This window comes from Streptantibioticus cattleyicolor NRRL 8057 = DSM 46488 (genome assembly GCF_000240165.1).
In the GTDB taxonomy this organism is placed as follows: Bacteria; Actinomycetota; Actinomycetes; order Streptomycetales; family Streptomycetaceae; genus Streptantibioticus; species Streptantibioticus cattleyicolor.
The window spans coordinates 2,838,705-2,856,905 of sequence record NC_017586.1; the positions used below are offsets into that span (position 1 = coordinate 2,838,705).

At 74.3% G+C, this 18,201-nt stretch carries 16 protein-coding genes and 1 pseudogene; 5 read left to right on the plus strand and 12 right to left on the minus strand.

Annotated elements, in window-relative coordinates; translation table 11 throughout:
* Position 1: 1 nt before the first annotated feature.
* The 7 genes from SCATT_RS12610 to SCATT_RS12640 form a co-directional block, all read right to left on the minus strand.
* Entirely contained in the window at positions 2-1,000 is a 999-nt protein-coding gene (locus SCATT_RS12610) for a branched-chain amino acid transaminase (protein WP_014143435.1), read from the minus strand.
* The gene (locus SCATT_RS12615) at positions 997-2,445 is read right to left on the minus strand and encodes a phenylacetate--CoA ligase family protein (RefSeq protein WP_014143436.1); all 1,449 of its coding nucleotides are present in this window, start codon (positions 2,443-2,445) and stop codon (positions 997-999) included. Before SCATT_RS12615 ends, SCATT_RS12610 begins: the two co-directional genes overlap by 4 nt.
* Before the next feature lie 23 nt (positions 2,446-2,468).
* Positions 2,469-2,813: a Dabb family protein gene (locus tag SCATT_RS12620; protein ID WP_014143437.1), complete on the minus strand. Its 345-nt coding sequence runs from the start codon at positions 2,811-2,813 to the stop codon at positions 2,469-2,471.
* A 200-nt stretch (positions 2,814-3,013) separates the two neighbouring features.
* Positions 3,014-6,007, minus strand: a complete 2,994-nt coding sequence (locus SCATT_RS12625; RefSeq protein WP_078590713.1) for an AfsR/SARP family transcriptional regulator — start codon at positions 6,005-6,007, stop codon at positions 3,014-3,016.
* Between the two features lie 179 nt (positions 6,008-6,186).
* Complete coding sequence (locus SCATT_RS12630) at positions 6,187-6,885, minus strand: class I SAM-dependent methyltransferase (protein WP_014143440.1); 699 nt, start codon at positions 6,883-6,885, stop codon at positions 6,187-6,189.
* A gap of 135 nt (positions 6,886-7,020) precedes the next feature.
* Entirely contained in the window at positions 7,021-8,325 is a 1,305-nt protein-coding gene (locus SCATT_RS12635) for an acyltransferase family protein (protein WP_014143441.1), read from the minus strand.
* Positions 8,318-9,316: an alpha/beta hydrolase gene (locus tag SCATT_RS12640; protein ID WP_014143442.1), complete on the minus strand. Its 999-nt coding sequence runs from the start codon at positions 9,314-9,316 to the stop codon at positions 8,318-8,320. The genes SCATT_RS12635 and SCATT_RS12640 overlap by 8 nt, the downstream gene beginning before the upstream one ends.
* A gap of 216 nt (positions 9,317-9,532) precedes the next feature.
* On the opposite strand from SCATT_RS12640, the gene SCATT_RS12645 reads away from it, so the two are divergent.
* From SCATT_RS12645 to SCATT_RS12655, 3 genes are all read left to right on the plus strand, one after another.
* A complete protein-coding gene (locus SCATT_RS12645) occupies positions 9,533-9,874 on the plus strand; it encodes a hypothetical protein (protein ID WP_014143443.1) in 342 nt (113 codons plus the stop codon).
* Positions 9,875-9,959: 85 nt separating this feature from the next.
* Entirely contained in the window at positions 9,960-10,874 is a 915-nt protein-coding gene (locus SCATT_RS12650) for a DNA-3-methyladenine glycosylase family protein (RefSeq protein ID WP_014143444.1), read from the plus strand.
* Positions 10,871-11,407, plus strand: a complete 537-nt coding sequence (locus tag SCATT_RS12655; RefSeq protein ID WP_014143445.1) for a methylated-DNA--[protein]-cysteine S-methyltransferase — start codon at positions 10,871-10,873, stop codon at positions 11,405-11,407. The genes SCATT_RS12650 and SCATT_RS12655 overlap by 4 nt, the downstream gene beginning before the upstream one ends.
* 7 nt (positions 11,408-11,414) lie before the next feature.
* Here the strand turns inward: SCATT_RS12655 and SCATT_RS12660 are convergent, their stop codons facing one another.
* Positions 11,415-12,059 carry a hypothetical protein gene (locus SCATT_RS12660; RefSeq protein WP_014143446.1) on the minus strand — a complete coding sequence of 215 codons (645 nt, stop codon included), beginning with the start codon at positions 12,057-12,059 and terminating at the stop codon, positions 11,415-11,417.
* Between the two features lie 85 nt (positions 12,060-12,144).
* Between SCATT_RS12660 and SCATT_RS12665 the strand changes: the two genes are divergently transcribed.
* Complete coding sequence (locus tag SCATT_RS12665) at positions 12,145-14,076, plus strand: UDP-N-acetyl glucosamine 2-epimerase (RefSeq protein ID WP_014627968.1); 1,932 nt, start codon at positions 12,145-12,147, stop codon at positions 14,074-14,076.
* On the opposite strand, the gene SCATT_RS12670 is transcribed toward SCATT_RS12665, so the two are convergent.
* Both SCATT_RS12670 and SCATT_RS39500 read right to left on the minus strand, forming a co-directional pair.
* On the minus strand, positions 14,042-16,261 hold the full coding sequence (locus SCATT_RS12670) for a tetratricopeptide repeat protein (RefSeq protein WP_014143448.1): 2,220 nt from the start codon (positions 16,259-16,261) through the stop codon (positions 14,042-14,044). The two genes, SCATT_RS12665 and SCATT_RS12670, sit on opposite strands and share 35 nt — an antisense overlap.
* 134 nt (positions 16,262-16,395) lie before the next feature.
* A complete protein-coding gene (locus tag SCATT_RS39500; RefSeq protein ID WP_407696610.1) occupies positions 16,396-16,917 on the minus strand; it encodes an acyl-CoA-like ligand-binding transcription factor in 522 nt (173 codons plus the stop codon).
* Here SCATT_RS39500 and SCATT_RS40745 point away from each other — a divergent pair.
* Positions 16,858-17,139: pseudogene (locus SCATT_RS40745) on the plus strand (short-chain dehydrogenase); the annotation flags it as partial. The gene SCATT_RS39500 and the pseudogene SCATT_RS40745 sit on opposite strands and share 60 nt — an antisense overlap.
* A gap of 341 nt (positions 17,140-17,480) precedes the next feature.
* Here the strand turns inward: SCATT_RS40745 and SCATT_RS12680 are convergent.
* Both SCATT_RS12680 and SCATT_RS12685 read right to left on the minus strand, forming a co-directional pair.
* Complete coding sequence (locus SCATT_RS12680; RefSeq protein ID WP_014143450.1) at positions 17,481-17,891, minus strand: type II toxin-antitoxin system VapC family toxin; 411 nt, start codon at positions 17,889-17,891, stop codon at positions 17,481-17,483.
* Entirely contained in the window at positions 17,888-18,118 is a 231-nt protein-coding gene (locus tag SCATT_RS12685) for a FitA-like ribbon-helix-helix domain-containing protein (protein WP_014143451.1), read from the minus strand. Before SCATT_RS12685 ends, SCATT_RS12680 begins: the two co-directional genes overlap by 4 nt.
* Between the last annotated feature and the right edge of the window lie 83 nt (positions 18,119-18,201).

The following is an 18,201-nucleotide window of genomic DNA, read 5'->3' on the forward strand; positions in this document are numbered from 1 at the left end:
CTCAGCTCTGCCCTCGGTCTATCCGGACGGCGGTCAGCCAGTGCGCGTAACGGGGATCGCCCGCGCCGCGCACGATCTGGGCGTAGGTGTCGGTGAGCCGGGTGGTGACCGGCCCGGGGACCCCGTCGGCGACCGGCCGGCCGGAGACCTCGGTGACCGGGGTGATCCCGACGCCGGTCCCGGTGAGCAGCACCTCGTCCGCCTGGTACAGGTCGGCCGGGCCCAGCTCGCACTCGGCGGTGTCCAGCCCGAGGTCGGCGGCGAGGGTGAGCACGGTGTCACGGGTGATGCCCGGCAGGATGTCCGCCGAGGCGGGCGGGGTCAGCAGCCGGTCGCCCTTGACCACGAGGACGTTGGCGGTGGTGGCCTCGGCGACCTTGCCGCGTTCGTCCAGCAGCACCGCGTCGTCGTAGCCGGCCGCCCGCGCCTCGTCCATCGCCAGCGCGTTGTTGACGTAGCCGCCGGTGGTCTTGGCCCGTACCGGCACCGACGAGCCGCGCGGCCGGGTCCAGGAGCTGACCGCGCAGCGGATGCCGCGCGGCGAGGTGTAGGCGCCCAGCGCGAAGGCGGTGACCGACAGCGCGTCGGAGACCCCGCTGAGCGAGACCCCGGGCGGCGAGCCGGGCAGCAGCGCCAGCTTGTAGGCGAGCGGGCGCAGGTAGGTGTCGGCGACGACGGCGTTGCGGCGCAGCAACTCGGCGCTGACGCCGACGAGTTCGTCGACGGTGGCGCCGGGGTCGATGCGCAGCAGCGCGCAGGAGCGCAGCAGCCGGGCGAAGTGGTCGTGCGCCCGGAAGAGCAGCACCTGGTCGCCGTCGGCGGCGGCGTAGCCGCGGATGCCTTCGAAGACACCGGTGCCGTACTGGAGGGCCTGGGTGGTCAGCGGCAGCCGGGCCTCGGTCGCCGGCAGGTACTCGCCCTGGTGGTAGGCCCAGCCGAGGACGCCGGGGCGGCGCTGCGGGGTCGGGGTGGCGGCGTGCTCGCCGGTGGTGGCCGTCATCGGGACCGTCCCGCGGCGATGGCGGCGGCGGCCTGCTGCTCGGCGTCGGGGGCCGACGCGTCGTCGCCGGTGCCGCGCCGGTCCACCAGGCGGGCGGCCTTCCAGCTGACCATGGCGCCGGTGGTGGTGATGGCGCCCAGCTCGGTGGCGGTGAAGCCGAGGTCGGCGCCGAGGACGTCGCGGCAGTCGGCGACGGCGGCCCGGAAGGCGTCCGCCATGGTGTCCAACGCCGGTGCGTCCTCGGTGAGTTGGAGATTGAGGGTGACACGGTCGGCGCCGTCGGCGTGGTCGAGGACGATCTGGTAGTCGAGGTAGCCGCGGATGTGGCGCAGCAGCAGGTTCTCCAGGTCGTAGCCGGTGATCGGGCGGCCGTTGATGTCCAGCCGGTCACGGACCCGGCCCAGCGCCTCCAGGGCGGGGGCGGGCACCGCGGCGTCCGGGCCGGGGTCGGTCAGCCGCACCAGGTCGCCGGTGCGGTAGCGGATCAGCGGCTTGGAGCCCTGGTAGAGGTGGGTCACCACCAGCTCGCCCTCGCGCACCCCCGAGGCGTCCGGGGCCACCCAGGCGCCGGTGACCGGGTCGATCACCTCGTTGAAGGCGATCAGCGGCACGGTGTACATCCGGCCGTCGCCGGCCACCGCGGACTTCACCGACGCCTCCTGGGAGGCGTAGAGCGCGTTGTAGGCGTCGGCGCCCCAGATCTCGCCGAGGTTGGCGAGCATGCTCGGGGAGGCCAGCTCGCCGGTGGTCATGACGACGTCGACGGCGAAGTCCCGGCGCGGGTCGAGACCGGCCGCGAACACCCGCTTGGCCAGCGTCATCGCCATCCCCGGGGTGCAGAACAGCCCGGTGATGGGGAAGGACCGCATCACGTTCAGCGCCCGGTCGAAGCCGACCGTCGGCGAGTGCGGCCACATCTTCGCCACCGACAGGCCCAGGTTGCGGCAGACGTCGCCGAAGGTGTCGGAGAAGGCGTGCAGGTCGGTGGGGCCGGCCACGCCGATCACCTGGCCGTCGCCGTAGCGCCGGAAGACCGACTCGTAGTAGTGGGTCAGCGCCGCGTTGTTGTGCAGCGAGTCGGTGTTGTCCCGCGGGCACGGGGTGGAGCGGCCGGTGGTGCCGGTGGTCTCGTAGAAGATCCAGGCGTCGGCGAGCGGTCGGCTGAGCATGTCCTGCTGGGCGGCGCGCAGGTCGTCCTTGGTGGTGAACGGGATGGCGGCCATGGTGGCCTCGTCGAGCGCGGTGATCCGCTCGGGGTCGACGCCGGCCAGGTGGCCCCGGTAGAAGGCGGAGTGCTCCTTGACGTAGGCCACGGTGGCGCGCACCAGGTCGGTCTGGTGGCGGGCGAGCCGGGCGGCGTCCCACTTGCCGGCCAGGAAGGTCTCGTGGTCGTCGCGCAGGCGCCGGACGAGTGCGTCCAGTTCCGGGTGATAGATCGTATACATCCGTACCTCTTGGTGTGTGCGGGCTACGCGGACGCGGTGGAGGGCGTCGCCGTCCGCGGGGCGGTCCCGGCCGGCTCCTCCAGCAGGTCCGCCACCACCCAGTCGCTGATCAGCCGCCACTTGTCGATGGCCTGCTGGTGGAAGGGGTGCACCAGGTAGCGCTCCAGCGCCGCCTCGTCCGCCACCAGGCCGATCACCGCGTAGTCGTAGGCGATGGGGCGGTCCGAGACGTTGCGGCCGACCTGCCACTCGACCAGTTCGGGGACCTCGGCCCCGACCCGCACCGAGATCCGTTCGGCGGCCTCGACATCGGGGTGGCCCCACCCGTAACCGGGCTTGAACTTGAAGAGGACGATGTGACGGATCATCCGGCTCTCCTGTCGTCGCGTCGGGGTCCGCCACGGCGGACGGCCCGGTCGCCCACGCTAGGAGCCGGCACCTTCTGGCTGATATCGCTTCGTTTTCGGTCCTCTTCCGGACCGACGGGCTGCGAAACCACGGCAGTTGGGGTCGGCACACGCCACGGGCGGCGACCGGAGGTCACCGGTCGCCGCCCGTGGGGAGGGGTTCAGCACACCTTCAGTAAGTCACGCGGGGCGCCGCCGCCGAGCGCCGCCATCTCCCGCGCCGCCTGCTGCTCACCGGCCGGCGAGTCCATCTGCCGGAAGAGGCTGCGGGCCAGGGTGAGGAACTGGCCGGCCCGATCCGGCCTGCCCAGCCGCACGTTGCAGCGGCCCAGGGTGAGGTTGACTCGGGCGAGCAGGAACAGGTCGTTGACCCGGTGGGTCAGCCGCAGCGCCTCCAGCAGCACCTGCTCGGCCGCCGGGTAGCGCTCGGCCACCACGTGGGTCTCGCCCAGGCCGAGCAGCGCGTACGCCTCGCCCCGGCTGTCGCCCTTCTCCCGCACCAGGCGCAGCACCCACTGGTACGACTCCTCGGCGGCGTCGTAGCGGCCCTGCCGCAGATAGGCGCCGGCCAGCCGGTTGAGCGCCTGCGCGGCGCCGCGGGTCTCGCCGAGGCCGGTGGCGATGCGCACCGCCTCCCGGGAGAGGGTCACCGCCTCGTCGGCGTTGCCCCAGTCCAGCTCGATCTGGGCCATCTGGCCCAGCGCGTGCGCCTCGGCGGAGGCGTCGCCCACCTCGTGGAGCACGTCCCGGGCGGCGGAGAGCTTCCCCATCGCCGAGACCAGGTCACCGCGGACCCGGTGCACGATGGCCAGGTTGCGCAGCGTCAGCGCGTGGCCGTGCACCTCGCCGACCTCCTCGAAGAGGCCGAGGGCCACCTCGAACAACGGCACCGCGCGGTCGAAGCGCTGCTGGAACATCTCCACCGAGCCCAGCTCGTACCACATGGCGGCCTCGCCGCGCCGGTTGCCCGACTTCTGCGCGGCCTCCAGGGCACGCTGCGCCACCAGCCGCCAGTTGTCGTAGTCGGCCCGGGTCTCGAAGAGCACCACGCTGGACATCGCCAGGTCCCAGGCGAGTTCGTCCAGCCCCAGGTCGCACGCCTGCACCAGCAGCGCCACCAGGGCCGAGCGCTCGGCGTCGAACCACTTCAGCGGGGAGCGCAGCAGCCCGTCCACCAGCGCCGGATCGAGCGGGCGGCGCGGCGTGCTGCCGTGGATGACGGAGAAGTCGCCGCCGTACTCGCGCCGGTGGCCCTCCTCGGCGAGGGTGAGCAGGGTACGCAGCACCCGGCCGCGCGCCTCGTCCCGTTCCTCCTCGCTCTCCTCGCTCTGCGCCAGTTCCCTGGCGTACAGCCGCAGCAGGTCGTGGAGTCCGTAGCGCAGGGTGCCGGTGGCGTCGGTGCCGGTGACGGTGAGCAGGTTGGCGTCGACCAGCCGCTCGATGAGGTCCTCGGCCTCGCCCGGGGAGACGTCCAGCAGCGCGGCGCCCGCCCAGGCGGTGAAGTCCGGCACGTTGAGCAGGCCGAGCCGCCGGTACATCCGGCCGGCCTTCTTCGGCAGCCCGCGGTAGCTGACCGCGAAGCTGGCCCGCACCCCGATGCCGCCGGTGCTCAACTCGTCCAGCCGGCGCCGCTCGTCGGAGAGCCGGTGCACCAGGTGCGCCACCGACCAGTGGCGTTTGACCGCCAGCCGGGCCGCGGCGATGCGCAGCGCCAACGGCAGCCCGTCGCACAGCCGGAACAGCTCCCGCACCGCCGACGGATCGGCGGCCACCCGCTCCTCGCCGGCGATCCGGGCGATCAGCCGCTCGGCCTCCGCCTCGCTCATCAGCCCCAGGCCCACCCGCACCGCGCCGCCCACCGCGAGGTGGTCGAGCTGCTCGCGGCTGGTCACCAGGACGCAGCACCGTCCGCTGCCCGGGACTAAGGGCAGCACCTCCTCGACCCCGGACACGTTGTCGAGCACCACCAGCACCCGCCGTTCGGCGAGCACGCTGCGGTAGAGCGACTCCCGCGCCCCCGGGTCGGCCGGGATCTGCTCACCGGGCACCCCGAGCGCCCGCAGGAACCGCTCGATCAGCGCGTGCGCCGACATCGGCGGCTGGTCGCCGTCGCCGCCGGAGAAGTCGGCGTACAACTGGCCGTCCGGGAACTGCCCGGCGGCCCGGTGCGCCCAGTGCACCACCAGCGCGGTCTTGCCGACACCGGCGACCCCGGTGACGAAGCCCAGCGCGGTGGGCTGCCCGGCCGGGGGGCGGTCCAGCAACGTGTCGAGCTGCGCCAGCTCCGCCTCGCGCCCCTGGAACGCGGCGGCGTCCGGGGGCAGTTCGGCGGGGACGAAACGGGTCTCCGGCGGCGGCGCGGACTCCGCGGGCAACGCCAGCCCCGGCTCGTCGCGCAGGATCGCGTTGTGCAGCTCCTGGATCACCGGGGAGGGCTCCAGGCCGAGTTCGTCCACGAAGTAGCGGCGCCAGGAACGGAACCCCTCGGTGGCCTCGCCGCGCCGGCCGGCCCGGTACTGGGCGAGCATCAGGTTGTGGCGGAGCTGCTCGTCGAGCGGGTAGTTCTGGGCCACCGCGGTCAGCTCGGGGATGAGCTCCTGGTGGCGGCCGAGCGCGAGGTCCACGTCGGACCACGCCTTGTAGGCCGACAGCCGCCGCTCCTCCAGCCGGGTGGCCTCGTCCTCCACCGGCTGCCCGGTCACCCCGGCCAGCGCCGGGCCCTTCCACAGCGCCAGCGCCCGGGTGTACAGCGCGCTGGCGTCGTCCAGCCGCGAGCCGCGCACCGCGGCGGCGGCGTCCGAGACCATCGAGGTGAACTCCAGCGCGTCGGTCTCGCTGCGCGCGGTCTCCAGCCGGTACCCCGGGTGGGCGGTGGAGATGATGTCGTCCTCGACCCCGGCCTGCTTGAACGCCTTGCGCAGGGCGCCGATGCAGATCGCCACCTGCGTGCGGGCGGTGGTCGGCGGCCGGTCGCCCCAGACCGCGTCCACCAGGGCGCCGACCGAGACCACCCGGCCCCACGCCAGGATCAGCATGGCGAGAATCGTCCGCTGCCTGGGGCCCCCGATCGCGACGGGACGGCCGTCAACCGTCGCGGAGAGTGAACCAAGAACCGTGAATCGTATGCGCGCAGGCCCGGAATCACCCGAATCCATGCAAGCCTCCCCCTGGCCAACCGACCCGGAACCCCCTGCTCCGCGATCGCCTCGGCACTATAGGCATGCTCCGGCACCGACCGCCAGCGCGGCTGAACGAGGGTTCTGGGGGAGGGTAACCACCCGGTGAACAGGGGGAGTTGACAGGCGTTCTCCGGCACCCCGGAGAAGGCCGCGGACTACGGTAGGGTGAAGAAGATCATCGGGTTGTCGCGGCTGTCGCGGACCGGCTCCGCCAGGTTCAGGTCACGCTTGACCGCCGCCAGCGCCTCGATCACCTCGGGGGCCTTCGCGGCGGACGGGGTGAAGTACGGGACGTTCTTCTCGGCCAGCCACTTGATGACCACCGAGCCCTCGCTCAGCGGCTTGGGCCGGCGGCCGTGGAAGACGTCGTGCACCTGGGTCGGGATGCCGTTCGGCACCGCCGGGAAGAGGTTGTCGACGTACCACCGCGCGAAGCGCGCGCCGTGGTCGGCGTCTATGAACAGGTAGTCGGTGTCGGAGGGCACCTTCGACAGGTGCTCGCGCACGTCGCCCTTGGTGAACGTCCAGCGGTCGGCGGCGAGTTCGGCCGGGACGTTGCGCACCACGTTGTCGACGATGTCGAACGAGTACAGGTGGCCCTTGCCGTTGTCCCTCAGCGCGCTCAGCAGCCACATGGTCGACCAGCCGTAGAACGTCCCGATCTCCACCAGCTTGTCCGGCCGGTGCTCCCGCACCAGCAGGTAGGTGATCTCGGCCTCGTAGTCGTCGAGCTGGGCCTTCATCGTCTTGCCGCGCTGCCGCAGGAACTCCCGCTGCGCGTCGCGTACCGCGCGCAGGTCGTTCTCGTACTTCACGTACAGCTCGCTGAGCGATTCGACGGAGATACCGCCCATGACTCCTCCAACAATTGCTTCGGACACAGACTCCGGCCACACCGCGCGAACCGTCCGAGGGCAGGCGGCACATGCCGCACGACACCGTATTCGGGGCCGTTATCGTCTCGGTATCGTTCGCTCATCTCCCCCGGCTCACCCGCTCCGACCTGCGCGGACGCCGCGTTCCCAGTCGCGGAAGGCGGCCAGGAAGCCGGCCAGCACGAGGGCGAACAGCAGGCACCAGCCGAGCCGGGCCAGCGGCCACAGCGGGGTGTCGGGGCTGGTGTGCAGGGCGAAGAGGTGGGCGCCGAGGCCGAGGGAGACCAGCGTGGTGGTGAGCATCGCGGTCTGGTGCCACAGGAAGACGGTGATCGCCGACAGGTTGAGCAGCGCCACCGCGGCCCACACGAACTGCCCCGGCCGGGCCCGCAGCGCCTCGGCGGCCGGGATGGCCGGCCCGCCGCCGCCCGGCTGCCCCACCAGCCGCCGCAACGGGGCGGCCAGCAGCAGCGCCGCGCCGCACTGCGCCAGGCCGAAGCAGACCGCGGCCAGGGTGGGCGGGTTGAGGTTGGACAACGCCTGCCCGGGGACGCCCACCATGCTCGCCGGATAACCGCCCCACACCACCAGCGCGACGGTGGCGAGCACCCCGCCGGCCAGCATCCCGGCCGCGTACCGGCGCCGGACGAAGCCGCCGGCGGCCCACCACGCGCCCAGCGCGTACGGCACCAGCCAGCCGGCCACGTCGTTGGCCTGCCGTACCGTCTCCGTCCAGCCGGCCGCGCCGGTCAGCGCGCGGGCCAGGTCGAGCGCGGCCACCAGCACGGCGGCGCCCACCGCCACCCGGCCGGGGTACCGGCACACCAGCGGGGTCGCGGCGGTGAGCACCACGTAGACCCCGAAGAACCACAGCGGGGAGAAGGCGAGCCACATCAGGGTGTGGACGGTCTCGTGGGCGACGCCGGCCACGGCCAGCCCCAGCAGCACCAGGCCCCACACGGTGACCATCGGCACCGCCGGGCGCAGCAGCCGGCGCATCCGCCCGGCCAGCCAGCCGCGGTACCCCTGGCCGCGCCGCCGCGCCGCGGTGTAGCTGTGCGCCCCGACCCGGCCGCCGACCAGGAAGAAGACGGCGAGCGGCTGGAGCAGCCAGGAGACCGGGGTGAACGCCGGCATGTGGTGCAGCGGGCTGTCGCCGCCGAGATGGCCGCCGGCCTGCAGCACCACCGCGCTCACCAGCCAGTGGCCGAGGACCACCCCGCTGATGGCGAGGGCACGCAGGACGTCGACCGCGCGGTCCCGCCCGGCGGGGGTTGCCGCGTCGATCCGGAGCACCGCCGAGTGCAAGCGGTCGGCGAGGGTGCGCCGGGACGGACGCGGCCCGGACGGGACCGGCGGGTACGGGGAGGTGAGGGCCGGGCGCGCCTGGACGTCCGGCCGGACTCGCACGTCAGCCACGGGACACCGCCGCGTCGCGGCCGAGGGTGATCAGGGCGAGGTTGCGCAACGAAAGACCTCCGGGGCGCAGGTAGTCGCTGTGTTGGGCGTCCCCGGTGGGCAGGGTCCGGGCGCCGAACCGCGGGGAGGTCGGGTCGGTGCCGAAGCCGATCCGCTCACCGAGGACGTCCAAGCTGGTGTGGGGCACCCGGGCGATCCAGTCCCGGGTGCCGCGGCCGACCCACAGCGGGGCGCGCAGCCCCAGTTCGGCGGCGGAACGCACGCCCATGCCGGGGCTGCCGAAGACCGCGACGCCGGAGACGGCCGCCTTGTCCGCGGCGTCCATGGTGCGCAGCGCGCTGCCGCAGACCACGGTGCCGTAGGAGTGGCACAGCAAGGTGACCCGGGCGCCGGGGTCGGTGCGGCGCACCTCGCCGAGGAAGCCGTCGAGCCGCCGGCCGCCCTCGCGGGCCCGGTCGTCGGTGGCCACGTCGCGGCTCATGGTGCGCGGGGCGCGGTAGCCGTACCAGGCGACGACGGCGACCCGGGCGTGCGGGTCGAGCGCCCGGGTCCGCGCGTAGAGGGCGCCCGCTCCGCCGTCCAACGAGGCGTAGCGCGAGCCGAGTTCGTCGAAGGTGTCGATCGTGGTGTCCGAGCCGGGCACCACCACGGCGACCCGGTCGGCGTGGGCGAGGTCGCCGAGGACCTCGACGGCCTGGCCGTCCCCGGTCGCGTCGAAGGTCAGGAAGTTCCGGCCCGGGGCGGCGAGTCCGGCGAGCGCGTGGGCCCGCCCGGTGTCGTCCATCCGCCGGGCGGCCCGCTCGGCCCGCACGATGTAGCGGTGGTTGGCCGCGTAGCGGGCCTGGAGGGTCTCCGCCGACACGGCCGGCAGCCGGGGCGGGACGGGGGTGCCCGGGACGCCGGCGCGGGCCGCGGCGGTGACCGAGGCGACGATGGTGCCGGCCGCGGCCACCATCAGCAGCCCGTGCCGCAGACGACGCTTGGCTCCCATGCGGGCCTTCCTTCCTGTTCGTTCGTGAACTGGAAGGAGGCTAGGTTTCCGGGCCGGTGGAGCGGATCCCGCTCAGGAGCGCTCTTCGCGGGTAGTCCTCAAGGACTACCCGGCGGTTCCGGCCCGGCCGTGCGTGCGTGCGCCGGGAGATAACGGACGGATACCCGCGCCCCGTAGTCTCCGGCGGCCTTGTACGACGACCAGAAGGAGATCACGGTGCGCACGAACACAACAGCCCGTATCGGCGCCCTGGCGGCGGTCGCCGCGGCGGCCGTCCTGGCACTGCCCGCGTCCGCCGACGCGGCCACCGGCAGCATCGACTACGGCCCGCTCGGCAAGCTGACCAACCCGGTCGACGGCACGTGCTACCGCTCCCCGCTGTATTCCAACGGCACCGGCCCGGCCGGGGTCACCAACAACACCAACGAGAAGATCACCGTCTACCTCAGCAACGACTGCACCAACTACCCGCACGTCATCGAGCCCGGCCAGTACTACAACTCCACCGGTGGCCTGGCCGGCGGCTTCGCGCGGCTGTACTCGGTCAAGGCCGGCTGATCCGGCGGCCCGCCCCCGGCCACCGGCCCCGGTAGGCGTCCGAAAACCGCCGGTCCGGCGGCCGGGCGGCGGCCACGATGATGGGGTGAACGACGACGAACCGCAGGCCGAAGCGGTCGAGGACGGACCGGACGGGTTCCGGCTGCGCCTCGCCCACCGGCCGCCCCTCGATCTGCCCCGGCTCTTCCGCTTCCTCGCCGCCCGCGCCGTGCCCGGGGTCGAGGAGTACGGATCCGGCACCTACCGGCGGGTGCTCACGCTGCCGCACGGCCCCGGGACGGTGGCCCTGACGGACGGCGGGGAGGGGTACGTGACCGGCAGGCTGCGCCTGGCCGACCGGCGCGACCTGCCGGTGGCCGTCGCCCTCTGCCGCCGACTGCTCGACCTGGACACCGACCCGGCCGCCGTCACCGAGGCGCTGGCCGGCTGCCCGCTGCTCGGCCCGCTGCGCGCCGCCGCCCCCGGACTGCGCTCCCCCGGCCACGTCAGCCCCGCCGAACTGGCGGTACGGGCGCTGCTCGGCCAGCAGATCTCGGTGGCCGGCGCGCGCACCATCGCCGGCCGGCTCACCGCGGCCTACGGCCGTCCGCTGCCGGTGGCCGACGGCGGCCTCACCCACGAGTTCCCCACCGCCGAGGCGCTCGGCACCGCCGACCCCGCCGACCTGCCGATGCCCACCGCCCGCAAGACGGCGCTGTACGCGCTGGCCGGCGCGCTCGCCTCCGGGGAGGTCGTCCTCGACCCGGACGCCGACCCGGACGAGGCCGAGTCCCGGCTGCGCGCCCTGCCCGGCATCGGCCCCTGGACGGCGTCGTACATCCGCATGCGCGCCCTCGGCGACCCGGACGTCTTCCTCGCCACCGACCTCGGGGTGCGCCACGCCCTGGAACGCCTCGGCCACCCCGGCGACCCCGCGAACGCGCGCCGGCTCGCCGAGCGCTGGCGGCCCTGGCGCTCGTACGCCTCGCACCACCTCTGGTCGACGCTGGAGCCGTCATGAACGAAGTCGCCTTCCTCGTACGGGAGTTCGCCGAGCCGCTGGACGGTCCGGTGCGGTACGCGGTGCTGGAGTCGCCGGTCGGGCCACTGCTGCTCACCGGGGACGGCCGCTCGGTCACCGGGCTGTACACCTCGGGTCAGCGGTACGGGCCGCGGATCGGCGCCGACTGGGTGCCCGACCCCGGGCTGCTGCCGCCGGTGCGCGACCAGCTCGCCGCCTACTTCGCCGGCGAGTTGCGCCGCTTCGACCTGCCGCTGGCGCCGTGCGGCACGCCGTGGCAGCGCCAGGTGTGGCAGGCGCTCACCACGGTGCCGTACGGGCGCACAACGACGTACGGCGCGCTCGCCGTCGCGCTGGGGCGGCCCACCGCCGCGCGGGCCGTGGGGCTGGCCAACGGACGCAACCCGGTCTCCGTCGTCATCCCCTGCCACCGCGTGGTGGGCGCCGACGGCTCGCTCACCGGTTACGCCGGCGGGCTGGCCCGCAAGCGGCGGCTGCTGGAGCTGGAGAGCGGTGCGCTGCCGCTGGGGTGACGCCGGGTCATGGGGGCAGTTCCGTCAGGAGTTCGGCGACCGCCTCGGGGGTCCAGTGGCCGTCCACCCCGGGGCGGCTCGCCAGGTACGCGGCGGTGCGCCCGGCGTCCCAGCCGTGCGACTCCATCAGCCCGCGGCCCAGATGGCGCAGGTACGGCGCGGACGGCGGGTTGCCGGGCACGTCGCGGTGGCCCCAGGGCGCGGTGAGGGTGAGCAGCGGGTGCCCGGCCAACTCCCCCGGGCAGACCACGGTTTCGTACCGCCCGGGGCCGACGCGCGCCCGGGAACGGGTGACCGCCTCGCCCAGGTCGAGGTCGCGCCCCGGCTCGCGGTACATCTCCTGGGCCGCGAGGTCGGAGAACTGCGAGGCGCCGATGAGGTACGCCCGCGCGGCGGTCCGCCCGGGTCCGTCCGGGTCGTAGAAGGCCCGGCCGCCGGTCCACACCTGCGACTCCGTGGCGAAGTAGAGCACCCCCGGCAGCATCACCGGCTCCCACCGCTCCGGCTCCCGCCGGTCCCGGCACCCCGGATACGCGCGCCGTCCCCCCGGCGGCCTGCCACCGAGGAGGTAGCAACGGAACCTGTCGTAGTGCATGTTGGACCCGAACGCCGCGTACCAGACCTTGTCGAGCGCCACCCTGCCCAGCTCCACGCGCACCTCGCCGTCGTCGCCGCCCGCGCGCTCCCCGGCCGCGGGCCGCCCCGGCGGACGGGCCCGGTGGACGCACGCGGGGACTATGGTGATCCCTTCCGGTGTCCAGGCGACGGAAGGGCTGGATCAGGTCGTGGCGGAGGCTACCTGGCTGCGGGTGCCGGTGGGCCCGGAGGCCCGCCGATGGGCGACCCGGGCGGCCACCGCCCGCGTACTGCTCGTCGTCCACAACGTCACCTCGGCCACCCGGCTCCTCGACGTCCTCCCGCTCTTCCACGGCGACCTGCGGATCCAGTGCCTCGCCACCTGCACCGGCTCCTCCCCCTTCACCGACGGCACCCGCCGCCTCCTCGACCAGGTCGGCCTGCTCGTCCTCCCCTGGGAACAGGCGAAGGCCACCCCCGCCGACCTCGTCATCAGCGCCAGTTACGGCGGTGAACTGGCCGAGCTCCAGGGCGAATTGGCCGTTTTGTCGCACGGTATCGGATACAATAAAAAGCTCAGCCGGGAGCCGGGAGCCGGGAGCCGGGAGCCGGGAGCCGGGAGCCGGGAGCCGGGAGCCGGGAGCCGGGAGCCGGGAGCCGGGAGCCGGGAGCCGGGAGCCGGGAGCCGGGAGCCGGGAGCCGGGAGCCGGGAGCCGGGAGCCGGGAGCCGGGAGCCGGGAGCCGGGCCGGTGTTCGGGTTGTCGCCGGAGTGGCTGCTGCACGAGGGGAAGCCGTTCGCGAGCGCGACCGTGCTCTCCCACCCGGAGCAGTTGGAACGGCTGCGGGCCGCGTGCCCCGAGGCCGCGCCCACCGCGGTGCTCGCCGGCGACCCGTGCTTCGACCGCATGCTGGCCGCCGTCCGGTACCGGGAACGCTACCGCCGGGCCTTCGGCATCGCCCCCGGACAGCGGCTCGTGGTGCTCAACTCCACCTGGAACCCGCGCGCGCTCTTCGGTGACGCGGCCGGCGACCCGCTGGCCCAGCTACTGCCCCGGCTCACCTCCGAGCTGCCGCTCGACCAGTACCGCACGGCCGCCGTGCTCCATCCCAACATCTGGCACGGCCACGGCACGGGACAGGTCCGCCGCTGGCTGGAGCGCGCCCGCCGGGCCGGGCTGTTGCTGATACCCCCGCTGGGCGAGTGGCGCCAGGCGCTGATCGCCGCCGACTGCGTCATCGGCGACCACGGCTCGGTGACCTACTACGCCGCCGCGCTCGGCCGGCCCGTCCTGCTCGGCGCCTTCCCGGCCCAGGACCTCGACCCCGGCTCGCCCGTCGCCGAGCTCGGCCGGAGCGCGCCGCACCTGCGCCCCCGCGAACCACTGCGCCCCCAGCTCGACCGCCTCCTGGACGGCTACGACCCCGCGCCGCAGGCCCGTTTCGCCGCGCTGGCCACCTCCGCCCCGGGGCGCTCCGCGGCACTGCTGCGCCGGCTCTTCTACGACCTGCTGGGGCTGGCCGAACCCGCGCACCCCGCCGCGCTGGACCGGCTGCCGCTCCCGGACCGCGCCGTACCGCCGCCGACGGCACCGGTGCGCGTGCTGACCCGGCTCGACCGGGCGATGGCGGGCGGGGCGCCCGAGGTCGCGGTCACCCGCTACGCCGACCCCGCGACGGAACCGGGCGACCCCGACACCCTCGACGCCCACACCGTGGTCCACGAGGAGACCGCCGACCCCGGCAGGCTCGACCTGGCCGACGTCGTCGTCGCCCACGACTCCCGGCTCGGCCCGGCGGCGGCCTGGACGCGCGAGGCGCTGGCGCTCTACCCGCACTGTGCCATGGCCGCCTTCGTCACCGGCCCCGGGCGCTGCCTCGTACGCACCGCCGACGGCCGCCTCGTCGCCCTGACCGCGGACCCGGACGACGACGGACGGCCCGACCTGTGCGACCCCGCGGCCTACGCCTCCGCGCTGTACGCCTGGTACGACGCCGGCGGACGCGCGGAGGAGCTGGCCCACGGGCTGGTGGTGGTGACCGGAGTCGGCCGACACCGGATCACCGTGGAGACGGACCCTCCTCCGGAGGCGTAGCCACGAGTTCGGCGAGCCGGGCGGTCACCTCGGCGAGGGCGGGCGAGCCGGTGGCGCGGTGGTGGGCGGCGGCCTCGCGCAGGTACCGTTCCTCGGCCGCGGTGTCACCGGCCGCCCGGGCGCACCTGGCCCGCAGCGCGGCGATGTCGCCCCGCTGGACGGTGGCGCCCTCGGCCGTCATGATTTCGGCCGCCTCGGCCAGCGGCGCCGCCGCGTCGCGCGGCCGGCCGGCGTCCAGCAGCGTCTCGCCCAGGCTGGTCAGCACCCGCGCCTCGTTGTAGGGATCGGGGAGTTCCCGCATCATCGCCCGGGCACGTTCCAGTTGGGCGGTGGCCTCCGCGTACCGCCCCTCCCCGCGCAGCGCGCGCCCGAGGTGGTGTTCGAGGAGGGCCAGCGCCCGGTGGTCGCCCACCCGCCGCGCCGGGACGCGGGCCTCCTCGAAGCAACGGGCCGCCTCGGCGGGCCGTCGCTGACGCAGGCGCAGCAGGCCCAGGGACTCGATCGCGGTGGCCTCACCACGGGGATGGCGGGCCCGGCGGTCGGCCTCCCGCGCCGCCAGGATCTCGGCCTCGGCCTCCTCCAGCCGACCCATCCCCAGGTATCCGAAGGCCAGTTGGCAGCGCATCCGCCCCTCGGCCCGCAGATCGGCGCAGCGCACCGCGGCCTCGACGCCGAGCCGGTGGGTGCGCAGCCAGTCCTGGTGGAACCCCATGCGCAGGAAGAGCCCCCAGAGCGCTTCGCACAACTGCCAGGCCAGATCGTCGAACCCGAGGTCGGCCGCCGCCTGGACGGCCTCGGTCAGGTTCTCCCGTTCCCGGGCGAGGGCGGCGAGGGCGCTCGCGGCGTCCGGGTGGGCGGGTTCCGCATCGCGCAGGGCGTCGTACCGCGGGCCGAGGTGCCAGCGCCCCGGGATGACGCACGCGTCGGCGGCCACCGCGGTACGCAGGCACCACGCCACCGTGGCGCGCGACGACGCCGCCACGGCGACCGGGCGCTCCTCGCTCTCCGCCCACCGCGCGGCCTGCTCCCGGACGAGGTCGTGCAGGCGGTAACGGTCCGTACCGGCCGTCTCCAGCAGCCGGGCGCCGGCGAGTTCGGCCAGCAGACCGCGGGCCTCCGCCACGTCGACGTCGCACGCGGCGGCGGCCAGTTCCGCGCCGATGGACGGCCAGGCGCGCAGCGCCAGCAGGCGAAGGGCGCGGGCGGCACCCGGGGAGAGCGCGGCGTAGGAGACGTGGACGGCGGCGGAGACGGCGTCCGGGCCGTGCGTGCCCGGTTCGTACGCGTCCGTACCCTGCGGGCCGTCACCGCCGGCCGGGGTGGGGTCGTTCCATTCCCGGGTCATCTCGCGCTCCAGGGTCGCCCAGTCCAGGTCCACGGCGGTGGCCATCCGGGCGCCGGCCGCGCACAGCGCCAGCGGCAGCCCCGCGCACCGCCGCGCGACGGCTTCGGCGTGGCGTGGTGCCTCCCGTACCGCCGGGTCGCCGGAGACCCGGGAGAGCAACAGCACGGCGTCACGTTCGTCCAGCGGTCCGACGTGCACCACGCGCGCCCCGCACTCCGCAACAAGACGCGGTAGTTGGCGGCGGCTGGTGACCACCGTCAGCGAACCGGGCGTACCCGTCACCAGCGGGATCACCTGCGCGGCCGAGTGCGCGTCGTCCAGCAGCACGAGCACCCGCCGGTCGGCCACCAGGGAACGGAACAGGTCCGCCTGGGCCTCCTGCCGGGCCGGTACGTACTGCGGGTTGACGCCCAGCGCGTGCAGGAAGCGACAGAGCACCGCGGACGGCGTGGCGGTGGCCCCCGGCGAGCCGCCGCGCAGATCGTGGTGGAGCTGGCCGTCCGGATAGCGGTCGCGCAGCGCGGCCCCGAGCCGCAGGGCCATCGCCGTCTTGCCGACCCCGCCGGCGCCGACGAGCACGACGACGGTCGGCGCGCCGTCGCCCTCGTCCACGGCGGCGACGAGCCGGGCGAGTTCCCGGTCGCGGTTGGTGAAGTGCGCGGGGGCGCCGGGCAGGGTGCGCGGCGGTGGCGTCCCGGGGATCACCAGGGGCATGGCGGCCTGCTGGAAGGTGACCGTCCCGACCGATCCGGCCTGTACGTGCGGCCCGTGGAACGTCCCGCCGTTGACGGTGTTGTCCACCCGTGACCGCGTCGGACCGGCTTCCTCTTCGCCCAGCACCGCGTCCCTCACTCCGTCCGCCGCTCGTCGGGGCGTGCCGTAAGCCCCGGCTGTGCGCATTGTTCACCACGAGGCGCGGTAGCGGGCCGTTTCGCCGTGGGTATCGGCCAGTTGGGCGTTTCGGCAGCGACGGGCTAACGGGGTTCGACGGCGTCCAGCGCCGGGGCGATCACGGCGAAGGCACGGTCGAGGAGCGCCACCGGGTCGGCGGCGCCGTCGGACTCGCTCCAGCGGCGCAGCACGGCGTCGAAGGCGGTCAGCGCCATCCCGGCGGCGAGCTGCGGATACAACTCGGCGTCCGGGTCGAGCCGCAGCCGGTGCGCCAGTCGCGAGGTCAGCTCGGCACGCCACTGCGCCTGCCGTTCCAGGAAGCGGGCGAGCAGGGCCGGGGTACGCAGGATGAGCCGGACCACCGGCAGCGCCCGCTCGACGTGGGCGCCGCCGCAGACCGCCAGCGCCGAGTGGACGGCGTGCCGCAGGGCGGCGGAGGGCGGCTCCGTCGCGGGCCGGGCCGCCAGTTCGTCCCGCATCCCGGTGCCCATGCCGGCCAGGAACTGGACGACCGACTCGACGTCCTGGTCAACAACGCCGGCCTGATGGCACCGCCCCGCTCGCTCACCCCCCAGGGCCACGAGTCGCAGTTCGCCTGCAACCACCTCGGCCACTTCGCCCTTACCGGCCTGCTGCTCGACCTGCTGACCGCGGGCCGCGACCCCCGGGGGGTCACGGTGACCTCGGTCAACCACCGCAAGGCACGGCTGTACTTCGACGACCTGACCGGCGAACGCCGTTACTCCCCGATGGGCTACTACAACCAGTCGAAGCTGGCCAACGCCGTCTTCGGCCACGAACTCCACCGCCGCCTCACCGAAGCCGGCAGCCCCGTACACAGCCTGCTCGCCCACCCCGGCTACACCGCCACCAACCTCCAGACCTCCGCCCCGGTCGCCCTCTGGCGCATCGTCTTCGGCCGCCTCGGCAAACCCCTCGCCCCCCGCCCCGCGGCGCCCTCCCCAGCTCTACGCCGCCACCTCCCCCACCGCCCGCCCCGGCCACCTCGTCGGCCCCAACGGCCCCACCGAACTCCGCGGCACCCCCACCGAAGTCCCCCTCTCCCCCACCGCCTCCAACCCCGAGGTGGGCCGCCAGCTGTGGGAGGTGTCGGAGGAGGGGAGTGGGGTGAGGTACGGGAGTCAGCGGCCCCACGACCGCGCCGCCGTCAGTTCGAGTCGAAGACCTCGATGTCGCATTTCGCGGCACCGCTCCGTTCGATCCTCACATCACTCGTGATCAGCGTCGCGGCGAGAGCCTCGGCCAGGGCGACGTACTGGGCATCGTAGGCGCTCAGGTTTCCGTGGAGCGCCTGAACGCGGTCCCAGAGGAAGAGCGTCTCGTGCCGGAGGAGCGGGAGCAGCTGGTAGGCATCGATGGCCTTGGCCACTTCCCGTTCCGTGAGCTTGCCCCCTCTCCTCATGCCGAGCAGTGCGGACTGGATCTCGTAGTCGACGAGTGTGGGCACGGCGACGGCAGCGGCGGCGCCCACCCGGGCGCGGACGGCAACGCCGAGCGGGTCGTGGTTGGTGAGGAAGTGCGCAAGGGCGGAGCAGTCGATGACGACCGTCTCGCTCACCGCCCGGTCCTCGCCTCGTCGATCGCGGCCAGCACGTCCTCGGTGCTGACGCCGGCCGTGGTCTCCCGGTTCAGGCGCGCCACCATCTCCGCCATGGTGGGCTTGGACGTCTCGCGCGCGATGAGATCGAGAAAGTAGGCCTGAAGGGACTTGCCGGCCTGGGCGGCCCGTACCTTCAGGGTCTGGATCTGGTCATCCGGGACGTCCCGAATCGTCAGGGCGGTCATGATGGCAGTATAGCGTCCGTGCATGCAAAACGCAGATAGCGCATGCTCGGGTGCGAGCGGCGCCGGAACTGAAAGCCGCCCGA